This window comes from Sphingobium terrigena (assembly GCF_003591655.1).
Lineage (GTDB): Bacteria > Pseudomonadota > Alphaproteobacteria > Sphingomonadales > Sphingomonadaceae > Sphingobium > Sphingobium terrigena.
The window spans coordinates 78,778-101,093 of record NZ_QVRA01000002.1 but is presented as its reverse complement, the minus strand read 5'-3'; the positions used below and the strand labels follow the sequence as shown (position 1 = coordinate 101,093).

Here is a 22,316-nt window from a genome sequence, read left to right as displayed (position 1 = left end):
CTCCTTGTATGCCATCAGCCAACCGATGCGTGCCCAACATCGGTCAGCCGTTCCAAGCTCCCCTCTTTCCCCAGAAGGAAGAGGACATCAAAAATACCCGGCGAGACGGTGCGCCCGGTGAGCGCCGCACGGAGCGGCTGCGCCACCTTGCCCAGCCCCAGGCCAGCATCCTCTGCCACGCGACGAATTGCGTCCTCGATCGCCTCGACCGTCCATGATTGGACTGGCCGCAAGGCGTCGGCTGTCTTGCCCAGCAGCGCGCGCGCCGAGTCGTCTAGCAGAGCCAATGCCTTTTCGTCAAAATCCAGCGGGCAATTTTTGAACAGAAATTCTGCGCCCTCGGCAATTTCATTAAGCGTTTTGGCGCGCGGCTTGAGCGATGGCATGGCGGCCGTCAACAAAGCGAGGCCGGTTTCGGGCAGGGCGCGGTCCAGACGTGCCGCGACGCGCGGCGCAACCAGCGCGGCGAGGCGTGCGTCATCCGCTTCGCGCAGATAATGGCCGTTCAGATTTTCCAGCTTCTTGATGTCGAAACGTGACGGCGAACGGCCGACGCCGCTGATGTCGAAAAGCTCGATGGCGCGGGCGATCGGGATAAACTCCTCGTCGCCATGGCCCCAGCCCAGCCGCAGCAGATAGTTCAGCACCGCTTCGGGCAGCATCCCCATATCGTCGCGATAGGCGTCGACGCCCAGAGCGCCATGACGCTTGGACAATTTCGCGCCGTCCGATCCGTGGATCAGCGGGATATGGGCATAGACCGGCTCTTCCCAATTCATCGCTCTTATGATGCACAGCTGGCGGAAGGCGTTGTTGAGATGATCGTCGCCGCGAATGACATGGGTGACGCCCATGTCATTATCGTCAACCACGACGGCCAGCATATAGGTGGGCGTGCCGTCAGACCGCAGCAGGATCATGTCGTCCAGCTCGGCATTCTGCACGACGACGCGGCCCTGCACCGCATCCTCGATCACCGTTTCGCCTTCGCGCGGGGCTTTCAGGCGGATGACAAAGGGTGCGCCTTCGGGCGCTTCGTCGGGCGAGCGGTCGCGCCAGCGGCCGTCATAGCGCATCGGCTGCTTGGCGGCGCGCTGCTGTTCGCGCAGTTCCGCCAGTTCTTCCGGGGTCGCATAGCATTTATAGGCATGGCCGCCCGCCAGCATCGCATTGGCGACCTCGGCATGGCGGGGGGTGCGGGCAAACTGGAACACGGCCGGTTCGTCGCCGCCCAGGCCCAGCCAGTCCAGCCCGTCGAAAATCGCGGCTACGGCTTCCTCGGTCGAACGGGCGCGGTCGGTATCCTCGATCCGCAACAGGAATTTGCCGCCATGGTGACGCGCGAACAGCCAGTTGAACAAAGCCGTGCGGGCACCGCCAATATGCAGGAACCCGGTCGGCGATGGCGCGAAACGGGTCACTACCGGCTTGTTCATTCCCGTTGCACTTGCCGTCATATTCGCTGACATTCGTCCTGCCTGTTCCATGAATGCGTCGCCCCCTAGCATGGCTTTTGAGCCACGACAAACCTCCCTTTGGCGGGGGGCTGCGGCGTGGGCGCGCGGGACGTTTGTGCGGGTCGAAAGCTGGCTGGAGACAGAGCGCGAGCAGGTGCCATTATGGGCGCCGATCGGGTTGGGGATCGGCATCACCGCCTGGTTCCTGCTGCCCGACCGGATGGGGTGGCTGGCCTTTTGTTGTGGGGCGCTGGCGCTGGCGTGCGCGGGGCTGCTGTTGCCAGACGGCGCACGGTTGCGGCGGATGATCGTGGCAGGCGGGATGCTGGCCTGTATCGGTTGCGCGCTGATCTGGGGCAAGGCGGTGCTGTTGGGGCAGCCGCCGCTGGCGCGCGCCGTCTTTACCGTGGTGACGGGCGAGGTGATGGCGGTTCGGCCGGTTCCCGCGCAAAAGATGGTGCGGGCGATGCTGCGTCCGGTTGATGCGCCGGGCCTGCCGCGCGTGATCCGGATCAATATAGCCGAAGCGGATGTTCCGGCGGCGCTGGGCGAGGGGGCGGTGATCCGCTTTCGCGCGCGATTGATGCCGCCAGCGCCGCCCAGCGTGCCAGGGGGCTATGATTTCGCCGCGCGCGCCTATTTTCAGGGGATCGGGGCTACCGGCAAGGCACTGCGTCCGGTGGAGGTTGTCCGCCCATCGACCGCCCCGCCACCGCTGCGGGCGCGCCTGTTCGCGCATATTCGCAAGCAGGTCGATGGCCCGGCGCAGGGCATTGCGGTCGCGCTGGCGACCGGGGATCAGGGCGCGATTGCGGACGCGGACGCGGAGGCGATGCGGCGCAGCGGCCTTGCCCATCTGCTGTCGATCAGCGGGCTGCATGTCACCGCGCTGATCGGTGCGGTGATTTTCCTGCTGATGCGGGTGATGGCGCTTAGTCAGCGGGCGGCACTGGACTGGCCGCTGATGCTGATCGCGGCGGCGGGCGGCGCGCTGGCGGGGATCGGCTATACGCTGCTGACCGGAGCGGAGGTGCCGACGTTGCGTTCCTGTATCGCCGCGCTGCTGGTGCTGGGCGGGCTGGCGCTGGGACGCGACGCGATCACGTTGCGGCTGGTGGCGGTGGGCGCGCTGATCGTGCTGGCTTTCTGGCCCGAAGCGGTGACGGGGCCGAGTTTCCAGATGAGCTTTGCCGCGGTCACGGCGCTGGTTGCGCTGGCCGAGCATCCGCGGTTTCGCGCTTTTGCCAGCGCGCGGGACGAGAATATGGCGCGCAAGGCGGGGCGAATGCTGGGCGCGACGCTGATGACCGGCATTGCGGTCGAACTGGTGCTGATGCCGATCGCGCTGTTCCATTTTCACAAAGCCGGGATGCTGGGCGCGTTTGCCAATCTGGTTGCGATCCCGCTGACCACCTTTGTCGTCATGCCGCTGGAGGCGCTGGCGTTGCTGTTCGATCTGGTCGGGCTGGGCGCACCCTTCTGGTGGATGACGGCGCAGGCGCTGAACCTGCTGCTGCTGATCGCCCATGGCGTGGCGGCCAGTCCGATGGCGACGATGCTGACGCCGGCGGTACCATCCTGGCTGTTCGCATTGATGATCGGCGGGCTGCTCTGGTGCCTGTTATGGCGCAGCGGGTGGCGCTGGCTGGGGCTTGGGCCGGTGGCGATCGGTGTCATGGGCGTGTTGTTGCTGTCACCGCCCGACATTTTGGTGACGGGCGATGGGCGTCATGTCGCGGTGCGGACCGCTGGCGGCGGGATGGCGCTGCTGCGCGCGGGGGCGGGCGACTATGTGCGTGATACGCTGGCGGAGAGTGCGGGCTATGACGGTCCGCTCGAAGCGATGGCGGACCTGCCGCAGGCGCGCTGTTCGAAGGAATTATGTGCTGTCGGGATGCAAGCGGGCGGGCGGCGCTGGCATGTGTTGGCCACTCGCAGCGACATGCTGGTCGAACGGACCTTGTTCAGCCGGGAATGCGCCGCCGCCGATATCGTCATAGCCGATCGCGGGCTGCCCTACTGGTGCCGCCCGCGCTGGTTGAAGATCGACCGGCGACTGCTGGCGCGAACCGGCGGCATTGCCATCGACCTGGATGATGCGCGTGTCAGCACGGTAAGGGCGGCGGGCGACGCCCATCCCTGGATCGTCACGCCGCGCCGCCGCCCTCGTCGTTCTCAATTATAACGGCGCAGCAGTCCCGCCAGCTTGCCCTGGATCCGCACCTGCCGCGAATCATAGAGTTGCGGTTCATAGGCGCTATTGGCCGGGTCGAGCCGGACGCGCTGCCCTTCGCGGCGGAAATATTTGAGCGTGGCTTCTGCGTCATCGATCAGGGCGACGACGATCTGGCCTTCGCGGGCGGTGTCGGTGCGCTGGATCAGCGCGAAGTCGCCGTCGAGAATGCCCGCTTCCATCATCGAATCGCCCGACACTTCCAGCGCATAATGGTCGCCTGCGCCGAGCAAGGCGGCAGGGACGGACAACATATTCTGCCCCTCCATCGCCTCGATCGGGACGCCGGCGGCGATGCGGCCATGCAGCGGGATTTCGATCACGTCATTGGCAGCGACCGGCAGGCTGGGGGCCAGTTGCGGCTTGGCCGGAGCAACCGGCGCGGGCGCACGATGCATGGCGTCCGGCAGCTTCAGCACCTCCAGCGCGCGGGCGCGGTTGGGCAGGCGGCGGATGAAGCCGCGTTCCTCCAGCGCGTTGATCAGCCGGTGGATGCCGGACTTGGATCGCAGGTCGAGCGCATCCTTCATCTCCTCGAAAGAGGGCGAAACACCGCCTTCCTCCAGCCGGGTCTGGATGAAACTCAGCAATTCCTGCTGCTTGAGGGTCAACATGCCTGCGGTCCTCCATGGAACGTATAAGGAACACATAGGAAACGGAAGGAGGCGAGTCAAGCGAGCAACGCGTGGTCGTTCTTGCCGCCAATCCACCGCTTAACCGGCGGCACTACGGAAGCTTCAGTCCATCAGTGGCAGGATGGTGACGGTGTCGCCCGTGGCCGCAGAAGGAGAGTCGGCGGGCCGCAGGATCAGGCAGTCGGCCATAGCCATGGCGGCGGTGGCGGCGCTGTCCTGCGACGTGACCGAGACGATGCCAGCCTCACCCCGATAGGCGCGCAGATAATCGTCGCGATCGGCGGTGGCTGGTAGCAGTGCGGCCAGGCGCGCCTGCGTCGTGCGTGGAAGCGGCGCTGCCGATCCGGCGCGATGGCGCACCAGCGGCAACAGGAACAGGGTCGCGGTGACGAAGGCCGATACCGGATTGCCGGGCAGACCCAGAAACACAGCATCGCCCAGTGTTCCGGCCATGAGCGGCTTGCCGGGCCGCATCCTGATCTTCCAGAAATCGAGCGCGCCGCCTGCCTGGGCAAAGGCGGGGCGGACCATGTCATGATCGCCGACCGATGCGCCGCCGGTGGAGACGATGATGTCCGCCGATGTGGCCTGTTGTAGCGCCGCCGTCATGGCGCCGAGATCGTCGGGGACGATGCCCAGGTCGATGACGTCGCAGGGCAGGGCGGCCAGCATCGCTGCCAGCATTGCTGCGTTGGACGAGGGCAGGCTACCCGCCGGGGTCGGTGCGCCGGGCGGGACGAGTTCGTTGCCGGTGGAGATCAATGCGACCTTGGGCCGCCGCCCCACGGGAAGCGCGCCATGGCCGCCCAGCACGGCCAGCGCGATGCGGGCGGGGGTGAGGGTGGTTCCGGCGGCCAGCAACCGATCGTTCAGGGCGAAGTCCGATGCGGCAAGGCGGACATTGCGGCCTACCGGCAAAGGATCGTCGCTGGCCGTCAGTCGATCGCCATCGCGGGTGGCATTTTCCTGGATCAGGATCGTGTCAGCTCCGGCGGGCAATGGAGCGCCGGTGAAGATGCGGCACGCCTCTCCGGGGGGCAGCGGGGCTGGGACGGAGCCGCCCGCTGCGCTTTCGCCGGTGACCCGCCATGGTCCGGGCCACTCGGTGGCGCGCACGGCATAACCGTCCATCGCGGACAGATCGGCCCAGGGCTGGTTACGCAGCGCCAGCACATCGCTTGCCAGCCAGCGCCCGGTGCAGGCGGCAATGGGCGCTTCCTCCGCAGGCAGCGGCGGCGCAAGCGCAAACAGCCGCGCCTGCGCTTCGGCGACGGGCAGCAGGCTCATGCCGCGCGCCAGTCGCCCGACTTGCCGCCGCTCTTGGCGATCAGGCGGACATTGCCGATGATCATGCCCTTATCGAGCGCCTTGGCCATGTCGTAGATGGTGAGCAGCGCGACCGAGGCAGCGGTCAGCGCCTCCATCTCCACCCCGGTCTGGCCAGCTGTGCGGGCGGTGGCGGTGACGGTGACGCCGCCCTCGTCCAGATCAAAGTCGATATTGACGGCGCTCAAGGCGATCGGGTGGCAGAGCGGGATCAGGTCGGCGGTGCGCTTGGCCGCCATGATGCCCGCGACCCGCGCGACTGCCAGCACATCGCCCTTCTTGACCAGCCCCTGCGCGATCGCGGCGGCGGCGTCCGCAATCATGTCGATCCGGCCGCTGGCAATCGCCTCGCGCGCGGTCACCGCCTTGGCCGAGACATCGACCATGCGGGCCGCGCCGTCGGCGTCGAGATGGGTGAGACCGGTCATGCGCCGGTCAACAGGTTGAGCGTAGCGCCTTCGACATCGGCCTGCCGCATCAGCGTTTCGCCGACCAGGAAGCAGCGCACGCCATGATCGGCCATGGCGGTCAGGTCGGCATGGCTGGTGAGGCCGCTTTCGGCGACGAAAGTGTAGCCCGCCGGTGCCTTGCCCACCAGTTCATAGGTGCGGGCGAAATCGACCGAGAAGTCGCGCAGGTCGCGGTTATTGACGCCGATCAGGCGGGAGCGCAATTTGAGCGCGCGCTCCATTTCCGCCTCGTCATGCACTTCGATCAGCGCATCCATGCCAAGGCCAAGGGCCGCATCCTCAATCTCCGCCATCTGCCCGTCATCCAGTGCGGCGACGATGATCAGGATGGCGTCCGCGCCGAGCGAACGGCTTTCGAGGATCTGCCAGGGATCAACGATGAAATCCTTGCGCAGTACGGGGATGGCGCAGGCTGAGCGGGCGGCCATCAGATAATCGTCATGCCCCTGAAAATAAGGCTCGTCGGTCAGCACCGACAGGCAGGCCGCGCCGCCCGCGGCATAGGCCTGGGCATGGGCGGGCGGATCGAAATCGGCGCGGATCAGGCCTTTGGATGGGCTGGCTTTCTTGATCTCCGCGATCAGGCCGAAACCGGACAGGGCAGCGTCGTCCAGCGCCTTGCGGAAACCGCGCGGGGGCGTCTGTTCGCTGGCTCGGGCGTGGAGCGACGACAGGCTGGTCGCGGCCTTGCGCCGGGCGACATCCTCGCGCTTGAAATCGCAAATTTCGATCAGCTTGTTGGTCATTGATAGGTAATCCAGCAATTGAGCAGGGCGTTGGCAAGGCCACGGTCGATCGTCTCAGCCGCTTCCTCTACGCCTTCCTGAAAATCGGCAACCGCGTCGGCCACGACAAGGGCAGCGGCGGCATTGAGCAGCACCGCGTCGCGATAGGCACCCGGTTCACCTTGCAACAGCGCGCGCAGGGCGGCGGCATTATGGGCCGCATCGCCGCCGCGGATCGCATCGACCGGATGGGTGGCAAGGCCCAAGTCTGTAGCGGACAGGCGGCGCATCGCAACGACGCCATGGCCCGCGACTTCGGCGATGTCGTTGCCGCCCGCCAGCGACAATTCGTCCAGCCCCTCGTCCCCCGACACGATCATTGCGCGATCGACGCCCAGTTCGGCGAGCGCTTGCGCATAGATGGGAACATAGGCAGGGCGGGCGATGCCGACGAGTTGGCGACGCACCCCGGCGGGGTTGGCGAGCGGTCCCATCAGGTTGAAGATGGTGCGTTCGCCAATGGCCTTGCGGATCGGGCCGAGGCGCTTGAGCGCGGGGTGGTAATTTTGCGCGAAGAGGAAACAGATGCCGATCTCGGCCAGCGTCTTTTCAGCGCTGGCGGCTGCGCGGTCGAGGTTGAGGCCGAGCGCTTCGAGCGTGTCGGCGGCGCCTGCCTTGGAGGATGCGGCGCGGTTGCCATGTTTGGCGACGGGAACGCCAGCGGCGGCGACGACCAGCGACACGGCGGTCGAGACGTTGAGGGTGTGGTGGCCATCGCCGCCGGTGCCGCATACGTCGATCGCGCCTGCGGGGGCGGTGACCGGGATCATCCGGGCGCGCATGGCGCGGGCCGCCGCAGCGATCTCGATCGCTGTCTCGCCGCGCCGGGCCATGGTGACGAGGAAAGCGGCGATGTCGGCTTCGGGCAGGTCGGCGTCGAACAGCAGGTCGAAGGCGCAGGCGGCGACATGCGCATCGAGGGGTTGGGAAGGATCGGGCAGGCTGGTCATCGCGCTTGCCTTAATCATCAGCGGGGCGGTGAGTCGAGGGGGCGCTGGCGCTTAACTTCGCACTTTTCCCGGTAAATGAGACATAAGATTTCCTATTGCCGTAACTTTTGCAAAGTCGGCAACGCATCCTAGCCGGGCGTGATGCGATAGGACAGCGCGGTCAGGCTGCCTCGCGCGCCTTCACCTTCATGCCCGCAATCTTCATGAAATTGGCCAGCATGTCATGGCCATGTTCGGTGGCGATGCTTTCGGGGTGGAACTGGACCGAATGGATGGGCAGGGTCGCGTGGCGGAAGCCCATGACCGACCCGTCCTCGCTGGTCGCGTTGACGACCAGGCTGCCCGGAATATCCTCGACGATCAGCGAATGGTAGCGGGTGGCGGTGAAGGGGGAGGGGATACCGGCGAACAGGCCAGTGCCGTCATGGGTGACGGGCGATGTCTTGCCGTGCATCAGGCCGCCGCGCACGACCTTACCGCCGAAATGCTGGCCGATCGCCTGATGGCCAAGGCATACGCCGAGCAAGGGCGCGCCCGCATCGGCGCAGGCGGCGACGAGGTCGAGGCTGACGCCCGCTTCATTGGGGGTGCAGGGACCGGGCGAGAGCAGAAAGGCCTTCGCCCCGCTGGATAGCGCCTGGCCCGCTGAAATGGCGTCGTTGCGGACGACCTCTACCCGTGCGCCCAGTTCCATCAGATAATGGACCAGGTTCCAGGTGAAGCTGTCATAATTGTCGATGACGAGGATCATGGGATCAGGGCTATAGAGAGGCAGGGCGGCAAGGGGAAGCGGGCTGCGCCATAAATGTCGCGACGGCGACACATGCCTCTGCTAGGGCCAGCCCATCGACGCGAACCCTGCCCGCAAGCATTCGCGTGACCGAGAGACGCCCAGCGCTCCCGCTTGCCAGCAAGGCGCTTTCTCTTGGACCATTTTATTCGCATATCTATCAACACTGGCGTGAGCAGCGCCGCATGAGCCGCGCGATCAACATCAATGCGCCGCTGGCCGATGTGCAGGCGCTTTGCACCAAGCACGCGCTGGCCGTATCGACCATCGAAGCGCTGACATCGGGCGGCACCCGCGTGGTGATGCTGAACCCCGATGGGGCCGACCGGATGCGCGACCTGATGAAAACCAAGCTGATCGAGTCGCCGGTCGTGCGATCCTCACTCCATCTGGCGCGTCAGCCGCGTTCGGTGCTGCGTTAAAGCGGCCAGGCGAACTCTATCCAGGTTTCGCCGGTCTGCTGTCCGCCCGCGTCATAGCGGCGTTCGGCGATCATGCCCTGTCCTGCGTAGTCGATCGTGACGATCGTGCTGCATCGCGTGCCGTAGATGGCATCGCGGATGAAGATGGGGGATGGCTCGGCGTCCGGCGCTATGTCGTCGGGCAGGGTTTCGGTGCGTAGCGCCGTGAAGAGCAGCGCCGGATCATCCTGTCCCGTCGCCAGCCAGTCGGCCAGCATCGCGTTCAATTGCTGCGTCTTGGGCCATGGCGTATCGAACGGCCCGTTGGACAGGCTGATAATGCCGGGAGGCAGGTCGATCGCGTCGGGGTGCGGACGGTTGGTCAGCAGTCGGGCGCGGTGACGGTCCACCGCGATCAGGCTGAACGGGTTGAAATCGTCGAGCGTCGCCAGCGTCGGCGCGGCATAAAGTCCCTCGCCCGTCAGCATATCCGTCACCAACGCGCCGCGCGAGGCACGGTCGGGATGGGCCAGGCCATAGCCGCGCTGGTTGGTGACTACCGCCATGTGGCCGGTATCGGACACGCCTGCCCATGTGCCGCCCGATTGCAGGTCGCGCCCCGCGATGATGCCGGGCCTGTCATCCCATTGCGCCAGCGCGGCGGAGGGGCGAACATGATGTTCGTCGCGATTGCCCGCCAGCACCAGATGCCAGCGCGGATGGGCCGCCCATGCCATTGTCACGATACACATGGGCTTTCCCTTATGCGGCGGCTTGAAAAGGCGCAACTTTACGCCCATATGGGTCGGGCCGGGTTCGCCCGGCTATGGTGATAAAGTGTGTCGTATAATAGACGCAGCGGACCCGGGGGCAGTACCCGGCGGTTCCACCACATATCCCGGTTGGCAGAGATGTCGGACGGGATGTCTGACGGGGCCGAACTAGGATCGACGTGTGTTCAAAGGCGATATTTTTACCCGGCCCGTGTAAGCCGTTAAACTGTGCAAAACTCATAAGTGCCAACGATAACGAAGCACTCGCCATTGCAGCGTGAATGAGGGCCTAACGGCCTGACCTCACTCTAAAATAGCGCGGTTGAACCCACCGGGCAACAGAAGGGAATTCAGCGGCCTCCGGGAGGGCCGGGCAACAGAACCTCCCGGACCTTCATCATTTTTGCTATCCTGCATCGCTGGCCTCGCTTGATCGATCGCCTGGCGCGGCGAGCCTGTCTCGACATGCGTGGAAGAGCGCAAGACGATTGCCGGTGCTGATGCACCAGGGGCGCATTTCAGAACAAATCCCTGCTGTGCGAATCGGTATCGACTCCGACTGTCTATTCGATTACACTTTTATGACAGTATGAAGAAAAAATCATAAGTTATTGATTTAAAGCAAATCAAAATCCTTTTTCAGCAACCGAACCGCTATTGCGCTACTGTCATCATAGTGAAATAATCATCGCTATAGTCAGAAGGTTTTGCTGGAGAAAATATGATGCTGAAGGTCGCCCTTGTCGCCGGTTTTGCTTTGGCGTGCGTCACCCCCGCCATGGCGCAGGGCGCGTCGGAGGATGTGATCGTTGTCGGCGTTCCTGATGGCGGTCTGGCTGCGCGCGACCTGACGGCTGGCCAGTTTGAAAAGGCCGCCAAGCGGCTGAAGGCCGTATGGCCAGACAGCGCCAATGACCCCGCGCGCCTCATCAACCTGGGTAATGCCTATGCGGGCATGGGCCGTGTGGCTGACGCGCACTCGGCCTATAAGTCTGCGCGCTTCTCGCCCGAAATGACGCTGGTATTGGCAGACGGCAGTGAACAGTCATCACGCGACGTGGCGCGGCGGGCGATGAGCCGCCTGACGCCGGTTTACGCTTCGCGCTGACAAACGCATCTCATCTCAAGCGATCATGACGGGGCGTCGTTCGACAGAATGACGCCTTTGTCATGAAAGCTTCATGCAAGTCGTCAAACTGTAATTTTAGTGACGCCATTTCGTCACCAAAACAGAACAAGCCTGTCACCACACGTCCCTAACTGCCCCTTCGGAGGGCGACAGGGGGCGTTGTCCGAATCATATCCCCTGCGCTCCGCATAGCAACAAACCCGGTGTCCACCGGAGCGGAGACGACATGGCCAAGATTAACCGTATCCACACGATCCTGATGGCGAGCTGCGCCTGCATAGGCCTGAGCGCCTGCGGCGCTGACGACATCGCTTCGCCGGGCGAGGGCACCATTGTCATCCCCGCGCCGACCCCGACGCCCACCCCCACGCCCACGCCGACCCCCACGCCCACCGGCGTGACCCCCGCAGCTGCCTGCCCGACCATTTCCGGCTCGGCACAGCTGGCGGATCTGGGCACCATTTCGGATGGCGGCAATACTTGGCGCAATTGCGCCTTCCCTGCGCGCTTCACCAGCTCGACCGCGATCGCCAAGGTCGCGGGCGTCATCTATTCGCTGCCCGGCCGCGTCGATGTCGGCACCGACCAGGGTGCAGCCAGCACCAACACCGACGTCACGCTGACGATCGATCCGGGCGTCACCATCTTCGCTGCCACCGGCAACGCCTATCTGGCGGTCAATCGTGGCAACAAGATCAACGCTGTCGGCACCGCGTCGCAGCCGATCGTTTTCACCAGCCGTGAAAATGTGCTGGGCACCGCGACCGACCAGTCGTCGGGCCAGTGGGGCGGTGTCGTGCTGCTTGGCCGTGCGAAGATCACCGACTGTCTGGCCCCGGCCGCAGCACCCGGCACTACCGCGTGCGAGCGTGATACCGAAGGCAGCAGCGGCGCGCTTTATGGTGGCGCGAACGATGCCGACAGTTCGGGTCGCATGTCCTACGTCCAGATCCGCTATTCGGGCTTTGCTCTTGCGGGCGGCAGCGAATTGCAGGGCCTGACCCCTTCGGGCGTCGGCACCGGCACGGTGATCGACCATATCCAGGTCCACAACAGCTCGGACGACGGCATCGAAGCCTTTGGCGGCAGTTCCAACTATCGCTACCTGGTGCTGACCGGCAACGAGGACGATAATTTCGACTCCGACGTCGGTTATCGCGGCACCGTGCAATTTGTCATCAGCGCCCAGCGTGCGAACAATGACATTGGCGACGGCTTCCTCGAAACCGACTCCAATGGTGGTTCGGCGGCCAATAATGGTGAGGACGCGCTGCCCCGCCAGTATCTGAAGGTCGCCAACTTCACCTATATCCAGCGTTCGACCACGGGTAGCAATGGCGCGGCCATGCTGCTGCGCGGTGGTGCGGATCTGGCGCTGGTGAACGGCATCATCGTGTCGCCGACCAACAGCTGCCTGCGTATCGACAGCACGACCACGACCCGCGACGCCGACACGGCGCTGCAGGATGCCGGCAAGCCGCGCTACATCTCGGTGGTGATGCAGTGCAACAGCACCCCGTATAAGGGCAGCCGCGGCGTCGATGCCGCAACCGTCCAGTCGATCTTCGAAGCCGGTGCCAACAGCACGATCAGCTACACCCCGTCGCTGACCAGCCTGTTCATCAACGGTGCGACCGAAACCGCGCGCACCGCGATCGACCCCAAGACGATCGATGCTGCCTTCGCCACCACCAACTATATCGGTGCGGTCAAGGACAGCAGCGACACATGGTATGCCGGCTGGACCTGCAATTCGGTGACCGCCAACTTCGGCACCACCAGCAAGGACTGCACGGCGATCCCGACGACCTGATCGGACCCACGACCTCAACAGGGGCGGGGGAGCGTGTTGTCGCGCTTCCCCGCCTTCTTTTGCACTGCAATTCCCAAAGGGGGACCCCTAGCATGTCGAAGCCGCTCAGCCTGGCGCGCCTGCTCCTGATTTCATCCGCCCTGGTCGCACCTGGTGCCATGGCGCAAACCGACCCGGCCGCCACGACCGGCGCGGACGCTGGCGGCGCCGTTACATCCGGCACGCCGGCCGCCGCCGAACAGGCCGATGCCGATACCGGCAATGTCGACGTGTCGATTCCCGGCGCGGACATCGTCGTCACCGGCCGCCGCACCACAAACGTGTCGCAGGCCGCGCCGCAGGTTGTCAACGTCCTGTCCGCCGCCGACATCAAACGCACGGGTGAGGGCGATATCGCCGGATCGCTCCAGCGCGTCACTGGCCTGTCGGTCGTGTCGGGCGGCTATGTCTATGTTCGCGGTCTGGGCGATCGCTATTCGCTCGCGCTGCTCAACGGTTCGCCGCTGCCAAGCCCCGAACCCTTGAAGCGCGTCGTTCCGCTTGATCTGTTCCCGACCAGCGTGATCGCATCGACGCTGGTGCAAAAGACCTTCTCGGCCAACTTCCCCGGTGAATTTGGCGGCGGCGTCATCAATCTGACGACCAAGGCGATTCCCGCCGAAAGCTATCTGGAAATCGGCTTTGGCAGTTCGGCCAATACCGAAACGTCGGGGCAATTGGGCTATACCCATTATGGCTCCAAGTCCGACTGGACCGGTTTTGACGACAGTTCGCGCGACGTGCCGCCGCTGCTCAAGCAGGCGATCGGCAGCGGTGTTCCGTTCGCCAACATCGGCCGGACCGACCAGCAGGCGATTGCGATGCAGTTCCTGAACGCCGACACGTCGGTCGTGCAGCGGACCAACAGTCTGCCGTTCAACTTCTCCGGCTCGATCAACGCCGGCACGGCGGTCGATGTCGGCAGCGACGGACGGCTGGGCGTGATCGCCACGGCATCCTACAGCAACAAGTGGCGCACCCGCGACAATCTGCAACAGGCATCGCTCGATGTCGGGGCAGGGGCAGGCAAAAGCTATCAGCAGGTCAGCACCGATAATGAGATTACGGTCAACGGCCTGCTGGGCGTCGGGCTGGAACTGGGCGACCAGAAGTTGCGCTGGACCAACCTCTATATCCGCGACACCACCAAGCGCAGCGCGCTGGCGGTGGGCCGCAATGACGGCACCATTCAGGATGCCGATTTTCTGCAACAAAATACCGCCTGGTATGAGCGGCAGTTGATCGACACACAGCTGGTCGGGGAGTTCAAATTTTCCGATGCGCTGAGCCTCGATGTGCGTGGCGGCTTTGCCAATTCGCAGCGCGAAGCCCCCTATGAACGCGAATTTGTCTATGTGCGCACCAATCGCGACCTTGCGACCGATCCGGTTGGCGACCGTTTCGTCAATGCGCTCAATCGCCAGCGCGGCGACGCATCGGCCACGTTTAGCGACCTCAACGAAGATTTGTGGTTCGCCGGCGCCGACTGGAGCTACAAGATCGCGCCGGGCTTTTCGCTGACGGCGGGCTATGCCTTCAACGACACGAAGCGTCGTTCGTCGCGCTATGAGCTGCATTTCGATGCCGTCAACCTGCCGGTGCCGGTGCAGCAACTGCGCCCCGACTATCTGCTGTCGGATGCGACCATCCAGCTCTATGATATCGGCCTGCTCGAATTTTCGGGCAACTATCCGGTCTATGACGCGGCGCTGCGCACCCATGCGGGCTATGCCCAGGCGCAGGCGGACCTGTTTGCGGGTCTTTCCGTCAATGCCGGCGTTCGCTACGAAAAGGGCGAAATGTCGGTGTCGGGCGTCGATGTGTACAGCACCGGGCTGACCCCGTTCAACGAAATCCGCAAGGATTACTGGCTGCCAGCCGTGACCTTCACGCTCGAAGCGGCCAAGGGTCTCCAGCTTCGCGCCAGCGGGTCCAAAACCATCGCCCGCCCGCAATTCCGCGAGCTGATCGCCCAGCCCTATCTCGACACCGAATCCAACCGTTTCTTCCGCGGTAACCCGTTCCTTCAGGACAGCCAGTTGTGGAATGCGGACATCCGGGCCGAATGGTATATGGGCAAGGATGAACGGATCACGGCAGCGGCCTTCTACAAGAAGATCGAAAATCCGATCGAGACTTACACGACCATCACCGACACCTATAATGTCACGACCAGCTTCGCCAATGCGCCCGAAGCGACGCTTTACGGCGCGGAACTGGAAGTGCAGAAATATGTGCCGCTGGACGGATTTTCGGACTCAAGCTTTTTCGTCAGCCGCCGGATCGCACTGATCGGCAACTATACCTATACCCAGTCGAAGCTGAAGGTCGGGGCGGGTGATACCACCATCCCCTATACCTACACTACCGGTGAGCCGCCCGCGGCGTCCGACTTCTTCCTCAATGGCGTGCCGCTGACGGGCCAGTCGGACCATCTGGTGAACCTGCAACTGGGGCTGGAAGATACCGACACGCTGTCGCAGCAGACATTGTTGCTGACCTATGCCAGCGACCGCGTCACCAGCCGTGGCCCGAACCTGCAACCCGATATCAAGGAACGGCCGGGCGTACAGCTCGACTTCGTGGCGCGGCAGGCGGTCAAGCTGCCCGGCGGCATCAACAGCGAAGTCAAGTTCGAGGCGCGCAACATATTGGGTCGCAAGTTCCAGGAATTCCAGGAACAGGACGGCAACCGCGTCTATTATAACCGCTACAAGATCGGCACGACCATCGCCGCGTCGATGACGGTGGCCTTCTGATATGAACGGGGCCGCGTTCGCGCAGCCCCATGCGACGCAGGCGACCGGTCCGTTTCAGGCGGGCCGGTCGTTTTGCGTTTGGATCATCCCCATGGCCTTTCGCGATACCATTTGGTGATGACATGCTTCACCCCGGCGCGGACCTTCATGCCGTGGTGGAGGCTGGCCGGATTGGGCTGACCCGGCGCGATGCGGTTGTTCCAGGCGAGCAGCTTGCCGGTTTCCGGCTGGACGGTCTTGCCGATCTGGGGAAAGCGGGTTGCGCCGCCTGCCTTTGGCGCGTCCAGATAGACCATCAGCGTCCAGGTGCGGTTGCCCGCGACCGCGCAATATTTCGCATAGTCCGCGCCCTTGGGGTCGAAATAGTCGGTATGGGCCTTGAACTCCTGCCCCACATCATAGCGCTGGCCCTGGATCGGTTCGCCATAGGCGGGGTCGATCCCAGCAAAGGCGGCGAGCTTGGCGTCGATCATGGCGACGAACGGGTCGGCATGGTCGAGGTCGCAGGTTTCGCTGGTGCGGAAATAGCCATCGCCATTGGCGTCCGCGATGGTGGAGGGGCGGCGGTCCGCTTCGATCCGTTCGATCAGCGCGGCACATTCGTCCGCGACAAGGAAATCGCGCCGGATGAACAGGGTGAGGTCACGGTTGGGGACTCGCTGGACGCGGGGATGGCTGGCGATCCAGACCGGGTCGGCATCTGCGGCGGCGGGATGATCGGGCATGACACTCATAAACAAGGCCTGAGAGGGCGATTCTGCTACTGGCCAGGCCCGGAAATGCAAGCGTCATGACGGCGGAATTTCGCTTGTCATAAATGCGTCACACCACTGTCATCCAGCCGTAAGAGGAAGTGCTTAGCAGCGGCCCATCACAAAGGGGCAAGCAAGGCAGATGCGGGTGGCGATCGCCAACAGGTTGCGGGGTCGGTCGATTGACGGGCTGGCGCTGCTGGAAAAGGGGCTGATCGCCCTGCTGGCGCTGCAACTGGTGCGGCTGGCCTGGGTGGTCGTGACGCCGGTGGGCAGTTTCGGCCCATGGGAAGGGCGGCAGGCGCAATTGCTGACCCCGGCCGCGCGGCAGGCTTTGTTCGCCAGCTTTGATCCCTTCTTTCGCACTGGAGCGCCTCAGGCAGCGGGCAATGGCGTCGTCACGTCGCTGGCGCTGACGCTGTATGGCATCCGGTTGAATGAAGGCTCCGGCCTCGGCTCCGCGATCATCGCCGCGCCCGACGGGGTGCAGAGCAGCTTTGCCGTGGGGGACGAAATCCTGCCTGGCGTGGTGCTGAAATCGGTGGCGTTCGATCATGTGACGATCGATCGGGGCGGGGCGGAAGAACAGATATTCCTGGACCAGTCGACGCCTGCGCCGACGGCTGCCCCGGAGGGCGGCGAAACACAGGCGCCGCCGCCCGTGTCGCCGCCGCCATCGGCGGGTCCGACCGCCGACAGCCTGAGGCGTGACATTGGTTTTGCGCCCCGGATGCAGAATGGCCGGGTGACCGGGCTGGCGGTCAGCGCGAAGGGACCGGGCTTTGCCAGTGCCGGCTTCCGGCCCGGCGACATCATCAGCCAGATTAACGGCCAGCCGGTGGGCGATCTCCAGTCCGTACAAAATCAGATCGCGCCCGGTGCGCGCCTGTCCCTGACCGTGGAGCGCGGCGCGGCCGTCGCTTCGGTGAACCTTATAGTGCAAGGCCAATGACCAGATATTTCCTCCCCCTTTCTGCCGCGCTTGCGCTGGTTTTGGCCGCGCCGGGCATGGCGCAGCAGACGCTGAACGTCCGCGATGCCGATATTCGCGCCTTCATTCAGGATGCCGCGCGGGTGACGGGGCGCACCTTCATCATCGACAATCGGGTGCAGGGGAAAGTGTCGGTCGTGACCGACCGGCCCTTGTCGCGCTCTGAATATTTCGAGATCGTTTTGTCCACGCTGCGCGCCAATGGCCTCGTCGCCGTGCCAGCGCCCGGCGGGGCCTATCGCATCCAGCCTGCCGATGGCGCGGCGGGGCAGCCCAGCAGCGTGGGTCGCGCGGCCAATCGCAACAGTTTCGTGACCGAAGTATTCCGCCTGCGCTCCATCGACGCCGCAAGCGCGCTGGAAACGCTGCGCCCGCTGGTCAGCAAGGATGGGTCGGTGACCGCCAATCGCGCGGGCAATAGCGTGGTGGTGGCTGACTATGCCGACAATATCGCCCGCATCCGGCAGGTGATCGCACGGGTCGATCGCGATGTGTCGTCGACGCAGATGGTGATGCTCAAAAATGCCGGCGCGCGGGAGATTGCGACATCGCTCCAGGCATTGGTGGCAAGCAGCGGCGGGGGCGAGAATGCTTCGCCGTCGGCGGCGACCGTGGTGCCGATCGACAGCAGCAATGCGGTCGCAATTCGGGGCGACGCCAATACGGTCGCCCGGCTTGTCGCGATGGCGCGGCAACTGGACCAGCAGGCCGCCAGCGGCACGGAAATCCGGGTCTATTGGCTGGAACATGCCGACGCGGAAAAATTGCTGCCGGTGTTGCAGCAACTGGTAGGGCAATCGACCAGCCAGCCGGTGACCGCCTCCACCCCGGCGGCGGCCCCGGCGAATGCGGCAGCGGCACCCGTAGCCGCACCATCCTCCTCGTCCAGTGGCAGCGGCATTTCGACGCGCGGCCCGGCGATCGTGACCCGTTATGAGGGCGCGAACGCTATCATCGTCGCCGCCAATAGCGACGTGCAGCGGATGCTGGGCGAAACCATCCGCCAGATCGACACGCGCCGCGAACAGGTGCTGGTCGAGGCGATCATTGTCGAGATTAGCGACGCAGCGGCCAAGAAGCTGGGCGTGCAATTTCTGCTCGGCAGCACATCGACCGGCTTTGCCGCGACCAATTACAGCAACGCATCGCCCAATCTGCTGACGCTGGCGGGTGCCTATGGCGCGACGCAATTGGGGACGACCACGACCACGGTAGTGGCGGCGGACGGCAGCAAGACAACGACCGAGACACAGACCAACGGCGAACTGGCCAGCACGTTGCAACAGGCGGCGATCAATAGCCTGACCAGTGCGACCGGGGCGATTGCCGGGCTGGGCGGCAGCATCGGCAAGAACGGGATTTTCGGCGCGATCATCAATGCGGTGAAGTCCGATACGGAGAGCAATCTGCTCTCCACCCCGTCGGTGATGACGCTGGACAATCAGAAGGCGTCGATCCTGGTCGGCCAGCAGGTGCCGGTGACCACGGGTGAGGCGCTCTCGCAGAATTTCGACAACCAGTTCCGCACCGTCCAGCGGCAGGATGTCGGTATCAAGCTGGAGGTGAAGCCCCAGATCAACACCGGCGGTGCGATCAAGCTGTTCCTGCGGCAGGAAGTGTCGAGCGTGGCCGGGCCGGTCAGCAACTCCAGCAGTGACCTGATCATCAACAAGCGCGAGATCGAAACGACGGTCACGGTCGATGATGGCGAGATATTGGCGCTGGGCGGACTGCTGGACGATAATGAGCGCAAGACGATTGAGCGCATCCCGTTGCTGAGCGACATTCCGGGCCTTGGCGAGCTGTTCAAGTCGCGCAGCCGCAGCCGGACCAAGACCAACCTGATGGTGTTCATCCGCCCGACCATCCTCCGTTCGAAGGAGGATGCGCAGAAGCTGACCCAGCAGCGCTACGGCTATGTCCGCAACATGCAGTTACAGCGCAATCCCGACATGGAACCGACGATCGACGAACTGGTCCGCGACTATATGGGCGCAACCCCGCCGGTCGCCGCGCAGCCGGGCGACGCGGTGGTGCAGCCTGACGCCCCGCAAGTGATCGAACCGGTGGTGCGCCAGTCGAGCGGCGTGGTGCGCCCGGTCGAGATAGCGCCGAGCGGAGAACGCAAGTGAAGCACACTGCTTTCCACCCGTTCGGGCTGAGCTTGTCGAAGCCCTCGCCTGAGCGGAGCGAAGGCATTGCTTCACTTCGTTCAGCAGGAGGCTTCGACTTCGCTCAGCCCGAACGGAGTTTTGTATGAGCGAACACACATCCGCGTCCGCAGATGTTTCGGCGGCTCCATCTCCGCGCGCCATCGACATCCCCTACAGCTTCGCGCGCAAGCATGGCGTGGTGCTGCTCCCGCAGGAGGGCGATCGTCTGGCCATCGCCGTGCGCGAAGGGAGTGATCCGCGCATCCTGCTCGAAGTCCGCCGCCATCTGGCGCGCAGTTTCGATGTCAGCTTCGTTGATCCCGCCGAATTCGACCGACATCTGTCCAACCATTATGCGATGGATGGCAGCGCGGCGGCCATGGCCGGGTCGATCGACATGGGCGCGGACGAGCTGGACATGCTGGCGGCCGACATACCGACCGCCGACGATCTGCTCGACAGTGCCGATGACGCGCCCGCCATCCGCCTGATCAACGGCATCATCGCCGAAGCCGCGCGGCATGGCGTGTCGGACATTCATATCGAACCCTATGAGACGGGGCTGGTCGTGCGGATGCGGATCGACGGGGTGCTGCGCGAAACGCTGCGTATGCCGCCCCATGTCGCGCCGGTGGTGGTCAGCCGCGTCAAGGTGATGGCGCGGCTCGACATTGCCGAACGGCGCGTGCCGCAGGACGGGCGGATCGGCCTGACGCTGGGCGGCAAGCTGCTCGACGTGCGTGTTTCGACCCTGCCGAGCCGGGCGGGTGAGCGGGTGGTGCTGCGTATCCTCGACAAGGAAAATGCCGGAATCACGCTCGACCTGCTGGGCATGAACGGGGTGCCGGACCGGATTTTCCGCGAGGGGTTGAGCGAACCCAATGGCATCATCCTGGTCACCGGGCCGACCGGTTCGGGCAAGACGACGACGCTCTATGCAGGCCTGCGCCAGCTCAACGATGGCAGCCGCAATATCCTGACCGTCGAGGACCCGGTCGAATATGCGATGGAGGGCGTTGGCCAGACGCAGGTCAATGCCAAGGTCGGACTGACCTTCGCCGCAGGGCTGCGCGCGATTTTGCGGCAGGACCCCGACGTCGTGATGGTCGGCGAAATTCGCGATCGCGAGACGGCGGAAATTGCGGTGCAGGCATCGCTGACCGGGCATCTGGTGCTGTCCACGGTCCACACCAATGACGCGGTCGGCGCGATCACGCGGATGCGCGACATGCGGGTCGAACCCTTCCTGCTCGCCTCCACCCTGCGCGCGGTCATTGCCCAGCGGCTGGTGCGGCGGCTGTGCCAGCATTGCCGCGAACCGGTGCAGGCGGACAAGTCGGCCAGCGCTCTGCTGGGGTTCGACCCCGGCACGATCATTTACCGCGCCAAGGGCTGCGGCGAATGTGGCGGCACGGGGTATAAGGGCCGGATCGGCGTGTTCGAAGCGATCCGGGTGGACGACACGATCCGCCGCCTGATCAATGATGGCGGCGATGAATCGCTGATCGCGCGCCACGCTTTCCTGAACGCCCCCAATCTGGGATCGGCGGCGCGCGCGCTGGTGCGCGACGGGCAGACCACGGCGGAGGAAGCGATCCGCGTGTCGCGGCGCGACAGCGTGGACGCGGAAACCATCGTCGATGGCTGAGTTTGACTATGTCGCGATCGACCCGGCGGGCAAGGAACGCAAAGGCGCGCTGAAGGCCGAAACGCTGGAGGATGCGCGGGCCAAGCTCGACGCGCGCAAGCTGTTCATTGTCGAACTCAGCGCCGGCGCGGTTGAGGTGGCGCGCAAGCGGGCCGGCCTGTCGCTGCGCACGCCGCGCCTCAGCCCCAAGGAACTGACCCTGTTCACCCGCCAACTGGCGACGCTGACCCAGGTCAGTCCGCTGGAAGAATCGCTGCGCACCATCGGGCGGCAGAGCGAGCAGGACCATGTTCGGCTCATTGTCGGCAAGGTGCATGGCGGCGTGATGGAAGGGCGACGGCTGGCCGATGCGCTGGGCGTGGAGCCGAAAAGCTTTCCGCCACTCTATCGCGCGATGATCTCCGCCGGCGAAAGTTCGGGCAGCCTGCCTGCGATCATGGAGCGATTATCCGACCTGATGGAGCGGCAGGCGCTGATGCGGTCCAAGGTGTTGACTGCCATCGCTTATCCGTCGGTGCTGGCCAGTTTCGCGGTGCTGGTGGTCGCGGCGCTGATGATCTTCGTCGTGCCCAAGGTGGTCGAGCAATTCGATACGGTCGGGCAGGAATTGCCGCTGCTGACCCGGATGGTGATGGGGCTGTCAGCCTTTCTGGCGGGCTGGTGGTGGCTGCTGCTGATCCTGATCGGGCTGGCCGCTGTCGGCTTCTGGCGCGCGATGAAGAATGAGCGTTTTCACTATCGCTTCGACGCGATGCTGCTGGGCCTGCCGGTGCTGGGCAAGCTGATCCGTGATCTGCACGCAGCGCGGATGGCGCGGACGCTCTCGACCATGGTCGCGAGCCGCCTGCCCTTGCTGGAGGGGCTGACGCTGACCGCCAACACCGTCCACAACCGGGTGCTGCGGCGCGCGTCGGACGATATTGTCGAGGCTATTCGTGGCGGCGGCAGCCTGTCAGCGGCGCTCCGGCGGGCCGGGGTGTTCCCACCGTTGCTGGTCTATCTGGCCGCCAGCGGCGAAAGCGCCGGGCGGCTCGATACGATGCTGGCGCGGGCAGCAGAATATCTGGAGCGCGAATTCGACGCCTTCACCTCCACTGCGCTGGCCATGCTGGAGCCGATCATCATCATCATCATGGGCGCAATCGTCGCCGTCATCATCCTGTCCATCCTGCTGCCGATCCTGCAGCTGCAAAGCCTGACCGGGGCTTAGGA

Annotated in this window: 18 protein-coding genes and 1 other RNA gene; 10 read left to right on the top strand and 9 right to left on the bottom strand. The window is 64.6% G+C overall.

The window, feature by feature from the left end:
• Positions 1-14: 14 nt before the first annotated feature.
• Positions 15-1,457, bottom strand: a complete 1,443-nt coding sequence (gene gltX / locus D0Z70_RS02515) for a glutamate--tRNA ligase (protein WP_420820351.1) — start codon at positions 1,455-1,457, stop codon at positions 15-17.
• 49 nt (positions 1,458-1,506) lie between these two features.
• On the opposite strand from gltX, the gene D0Z70_RS02510 reads away from it, so the two are divergent.
• Positions 1,507-3,642 carry a ComEC/Rec2 family competence protein gene (locus D0Z70_RS02510; RefSeq protein ID WP_119743831.1) on the top strand — a complete coding sequence of 712 codons (2,136 nt, stop codon included), beginning with the start codon at positions 1,507-1,509 and terminating at the stop codon, positions 3,640-3,642.
• Here the strand turns inward: D0Z70_RS02510 and lexA are convergent.
• The 6 genes from lexA to D0Z70_RS02480 form a co-directional block, all read right to left on the bottom strand.
• The gene (gene lexA, locus D0Z70_RS02505; protein WP_119743830.1) at positions 3,633-4,304 is read right to left on the bottom strand and encodes a transcriptional repressor LexA; all 672 of its coding nucleotides are present in this window, start codon (positions 4,302-4,304) and stop codon (positions 3,633-3,635) included. The two genes, D0Z70_RS02510 and lexA, sit on opposite strands and share 10 nt — an antisense overlap.
• A 123-nt stretch (positions 4,305-4,427) precedes the next feature.
• Entirely contained in the window at positions 4,428-5,612 is a 1,185-nt protein-coding gene (locus tag D0Z70_RS02500; RefSeq protein ID WP_119743829.1) for a molybdopterin molybdotransferase MoeA, read from the bottom strand.
• Positions 5,609-6,079 carry a cyclic pyranopterin monophosphate synthase MoaC gene (gene moaC, locus D0Z70_RS02495; RefSeq protein ID WP_119743828.1) on the bottom strand — a complete coding sequence of 157 codons (471 nt, stop codon included), beginning with the start codon at positions 6,077-6,079 and terminating at the stop codon, positions 5,609-5,611. Before moaC ends, D0Z70_RS02500 begins: the two co-directional genes overlap by 4 nt.
• Entirely contained in the window at positions 6,076-6,867 is a 792-nt protein-coding gene (gene trpC / locus D0Z70_RS02490; RefSeq protein ID WP_119743827.1) for an indole-3-glycerol phosphate synthase TrpC, read from the bottom strand. Before trpC ends, moaC begins: the two co-directional genes overlap by 4 nt.
• Positions 6,864-7,856, bottom strand: coding sequence for an anthranilate phosphoribosyltransferase (trpD, locus tag D0Z70_RS02485; RefSeq protein ID WP_119743826.1), 993 nt, complete (start codon positions 7,854-7,856; stop codon positions 6,864-6,866). Before trpD ends, trpC begins: the two co-directional genes overlap by 4 nt.
• 160 nt (positions 7,857-8,016) lie before the next feature.
• Complete coding sequence (locus tag D0Z70_RS02480) at positions 8,017-8,607, bottom strand: anthranilate synthase component II (protein WP_119743825.1); 591 nt, start codon at positions 8,605-8,607, stop codon at positions 8,017-8,019.
• 224 nt (positions 8,608-8,831) lie between these two features.
• On the opposite strand from D0Z70_RS02480, the gene D0Z70_RS02475 reads away from it, so the two are divergent.
• Positions 8,832-9,068 carry a hypothetical protein gene (locus tag D0Z70_RS02475; protein ID WP_119743824.1) on the top strand — a complete coding sequence of 79 codons (237 nt, stop codon included), beginning with the start codon at positions 8,832-8,834 and terminating at the stop codon, positions 9,066-9,068.
• Here D0Z70_RS02475 and D0Z70_RS02470 read toward each other — a convergent pair.
• Complete coding sequence (locus D0Z70_RS02470; RefSeq protein ID WP_119743823.1) at positions 9,065-9,799, bottom strand: NRDE family protein; 735 nt, start codon at positions 9,797-9,799, stop codon at positions 9,065-9,067. The genes D0Z70_RS02475 and D0Z70_RS02470 overlap by 4 nt on opposite strands.
• 18 nt (positions 9,800-9,817) lie before the next feature.
• On the opposite strand from D0Z70_RS02470, the gene ssrA reads away from it, so the two are divergent.
• The 4 genes from ssrA to D0Z70_RS02450 all read left to right on the top strand — a co-directional run bounded on the left by ssrA (position 9,818) and on the right by D0Z70_RS02450 (position 15,560).
• Positions 9,818-10,173: a transfer-messenger RNA gene (gene ssrA, locus D0Z70_RS02465) on the top strand.
• Between the two features lie 371 nt (positions 10,174-10,544).
• A complete protein-coding gene (locus tag D0Z70_RS02460; RefSeq protein ID WP_420820362.1) occupies positions 10,545-10,928 on the top strand; it encodes a tetratricopeptide repeat protein in 384 nt (127 codons plus the stop codon).
• A 247-nt stretch (positions 10,929-11,175) separates the two neighbouring features.
• Positions 11,176-12,762 carry a hypothetical protein gene (locus tag D0Z70_RS02455; RefSeq protein WP_119743821.1) on the top strand — a complete coding sequence of 529 codons (1,587 nt, stop codon included), beginning with the start codon at positions 11,176-11,178 and terminating at the stop codon, positions 12,760-12,762.
• A 92-nt stretch (positions 12,763-12,854) separates the two neighbouring features.
• Positions 12,855-15,560 (top strand): TonB-dependent receptor domain-containing protein, encoded by a 2,706-nt coding sequence (locus tag D0Z70_RS02450; RefSeq protein WP_119743820.1) that lies wholly within the window; start codon positions 12,855-12,857, stop codon positions 15,558-15,560.
• An 83-nt stretch (positions 15,561-15,643) separates the two neighbouring features.
• Here the strand turns inward: D0Z70_RS02450 and D0Z70_RS02445 are convergent, their stop codons facing one another.
• Complete coding sequence (locus D0Z70_RS02445) at positions 15,644-16,285, bottom strand: prolyl hydroxylase family protein (protein ID WP_119743819.1); 642 nt, start codon at positions 16,283-16,285, stop codon at positions 15,644-15,646.
• 169 nt (positions 16,286-16,454) lie between these two features.
• Here D0Z70_RS02445 and D0Z70_RS02440 point away from each other — a divergent pair, with 169 nt between their 5' ends.
• The 4 genes from D0Z70_RS02440 to gspF all read left to right on the top strand — a co-directional run bounded on the left by D0Z70_RS02440 (position 16,455) and on the right by gspF (position 22,314).
• On the top strand, positions 16,455-17,264 hold the full coding sequence (locus D0Z70_RS02440) for a type II secretion system protein N (RefSeq protein WP_119743818.1): 810 nt from the start codon (positions 16,455-16,457) through the stop codon (positions 17,262-17,264).
• Entirely contained in the window at positions 17,261-19,435 is a 2,175-nt protein-coding gene (gspD, locus tag D0Z70_RS02435) for a type II secretion system secretin GspD (protein WP_119743817.1), read from the top strand. Before D0Z70_RS02440 ends, gspD begins: the two co-directional genes overlap by 4 nt.
• Positions 19,436-19,559: 124 nt before the next feature.
• Positions 19,560-21,104: a type II secretion system ATPase GspE gene (gspE, locus tag D0Z70_RS02430; RefSeq protein ID WP_119743816.1), complete on the top strand. Its 1,545-nt coding sequence runs from the start codon at positions 19,560-19,562 to the stop codon at positions 21,102-21,104.
• On the top strand, positions 21,097-22,314 hold the full coding sequence (gene gspF, locus D0Z70_RS02425) for a type II secretion system inner membrane protein GspF (protein WP_119743815.1): 1,218 nt from the start codon (positions 21,097-21,099) through the stop codon (positions 22,312-22,314). The genes gspE and gspF overlap by 8 nt, the downstream gene beginning before the upstream one ends.
• Positions 22,315-22,316: the final 2 nt, after the last annotated feature.

Coding starts and splice junctions, on each gene's coding strand:
- D0Z70_RS02470 (WP_119743823.1), bottom strand. CDS start 9,799: ATGTGTATCGTGACAATGGCATGGGCGGCCCATCCGCGCTGGCATCTG.
- D0Z70_RS02475 (WP_119743824.1), top strand. CDS start 8,832: ATGAGCCGCGCGATCAACATCAATGCGCCGCTGGCCGATGTGCAGGCG.
- gltX (WP_420820351.1), bottom strand. CDS start 1,457: ATGACGGCAAGTGCAACGGGAATGAACAAGCCGGTAGTGACCCGTTTC.
- trpD (WP_119743826.1), bottom strand. CDS start 7,856: ATGACCAGCCTGCCCGATCCTTCCCAACCCCTCGATGCGCATGTCGCC.
- moaC (WP_119743828.1), bottom strand. CDS start 6,079: ATGACCGGTCTCACCCATCTCGACGCCGACGGCGCGGCCCGCATGGTC.
- D0Z70_RS02440 (WP_119743818.1), top strand. CDS start 16,455: ATGCGGGTGGCGATCGCCAACAGGTTGCGGGGTCGGTCGATTGACGGG.
- trpC (WP_119743827.1), bottom strand. CDS start 6,867: ATGACCAACAAGCTGATCGAAATTTGCGATTTCAAGCGCGAGGATGTC.
- D0Z70_RS02500 (WP_119743829.1), bottom strand. CDS start 5,612: ATGAGCCTGCTGCCCGTCGCCGAAGCGCAGGCGCGGCTGTTTGCGCTT.
- D0Z70_RS02450 (WP_119743820.1), top strand. CDS start 12,855: ATGTCGAAGCCGCTCAGCCTGGCGCGCCTGCTCCTGATTTCATCCGCC.
- lexA (WP_119743830.1), bottom strand. CDS start 4,304: ATGTTGACCCTCAAGCAGCAGGAATTGCTGAGTTTCATCCAGACCCGG.
- D0Z70_RS02510 (WP_119743831.1), top strand. CDS start 1,507: ATGGCTTTTGAGCCACGACAAACCTCCCTTTGGCGGGGGGCTGCGGCG.
- gspD (WP_119743817.1), top strand. CDS start 17,261: ATGACCAGATATTTCCTCCCCCTTTCTGCCGCGCTTGCGCTGGTTTTG.
- gspE (WP_119743816.1), top strand. CDS start 19,560: ATGAGCGAACACACATCCGCGTCCGCAGATGTTTCGGCGGCTCCATCT.
- D0Z70_RS02455 (WP_119743821.1), top strand. CDS start 11,176: ATGGCCAAGATTAACCGTATCCACACGATCCTGATGGCGAGCTGCGCC.
- gspF (WP_119743815.1), top strand. CDS start 21,097: ATGGCTGAGTTTGACTATGTCGCGATCGACCCGGCGGGCAAGGAACGC.
- D0Z70_RS02445 (WP_119743819.1), bottom strand. CDS start 16,285: ATGCCCGATCATCCCGCCGCCGCAGATGCCGACCCGGTCTGGATCGCC.
- D0Z70_RS02460 (WP_420820362.1), top strand. CDS start 10,545: ATGCTGAAGGTCGCCCTTGTCGCCGGTTTTGCTTTGGCGTGCGTCACC.
- D0Z70_RS02480 (WP_119743825.1), bottom strand. CDS start 8,607: ATGATCCTCGTCATCGACAATTATGACAGCTTCACCTGGAACCTGGTC.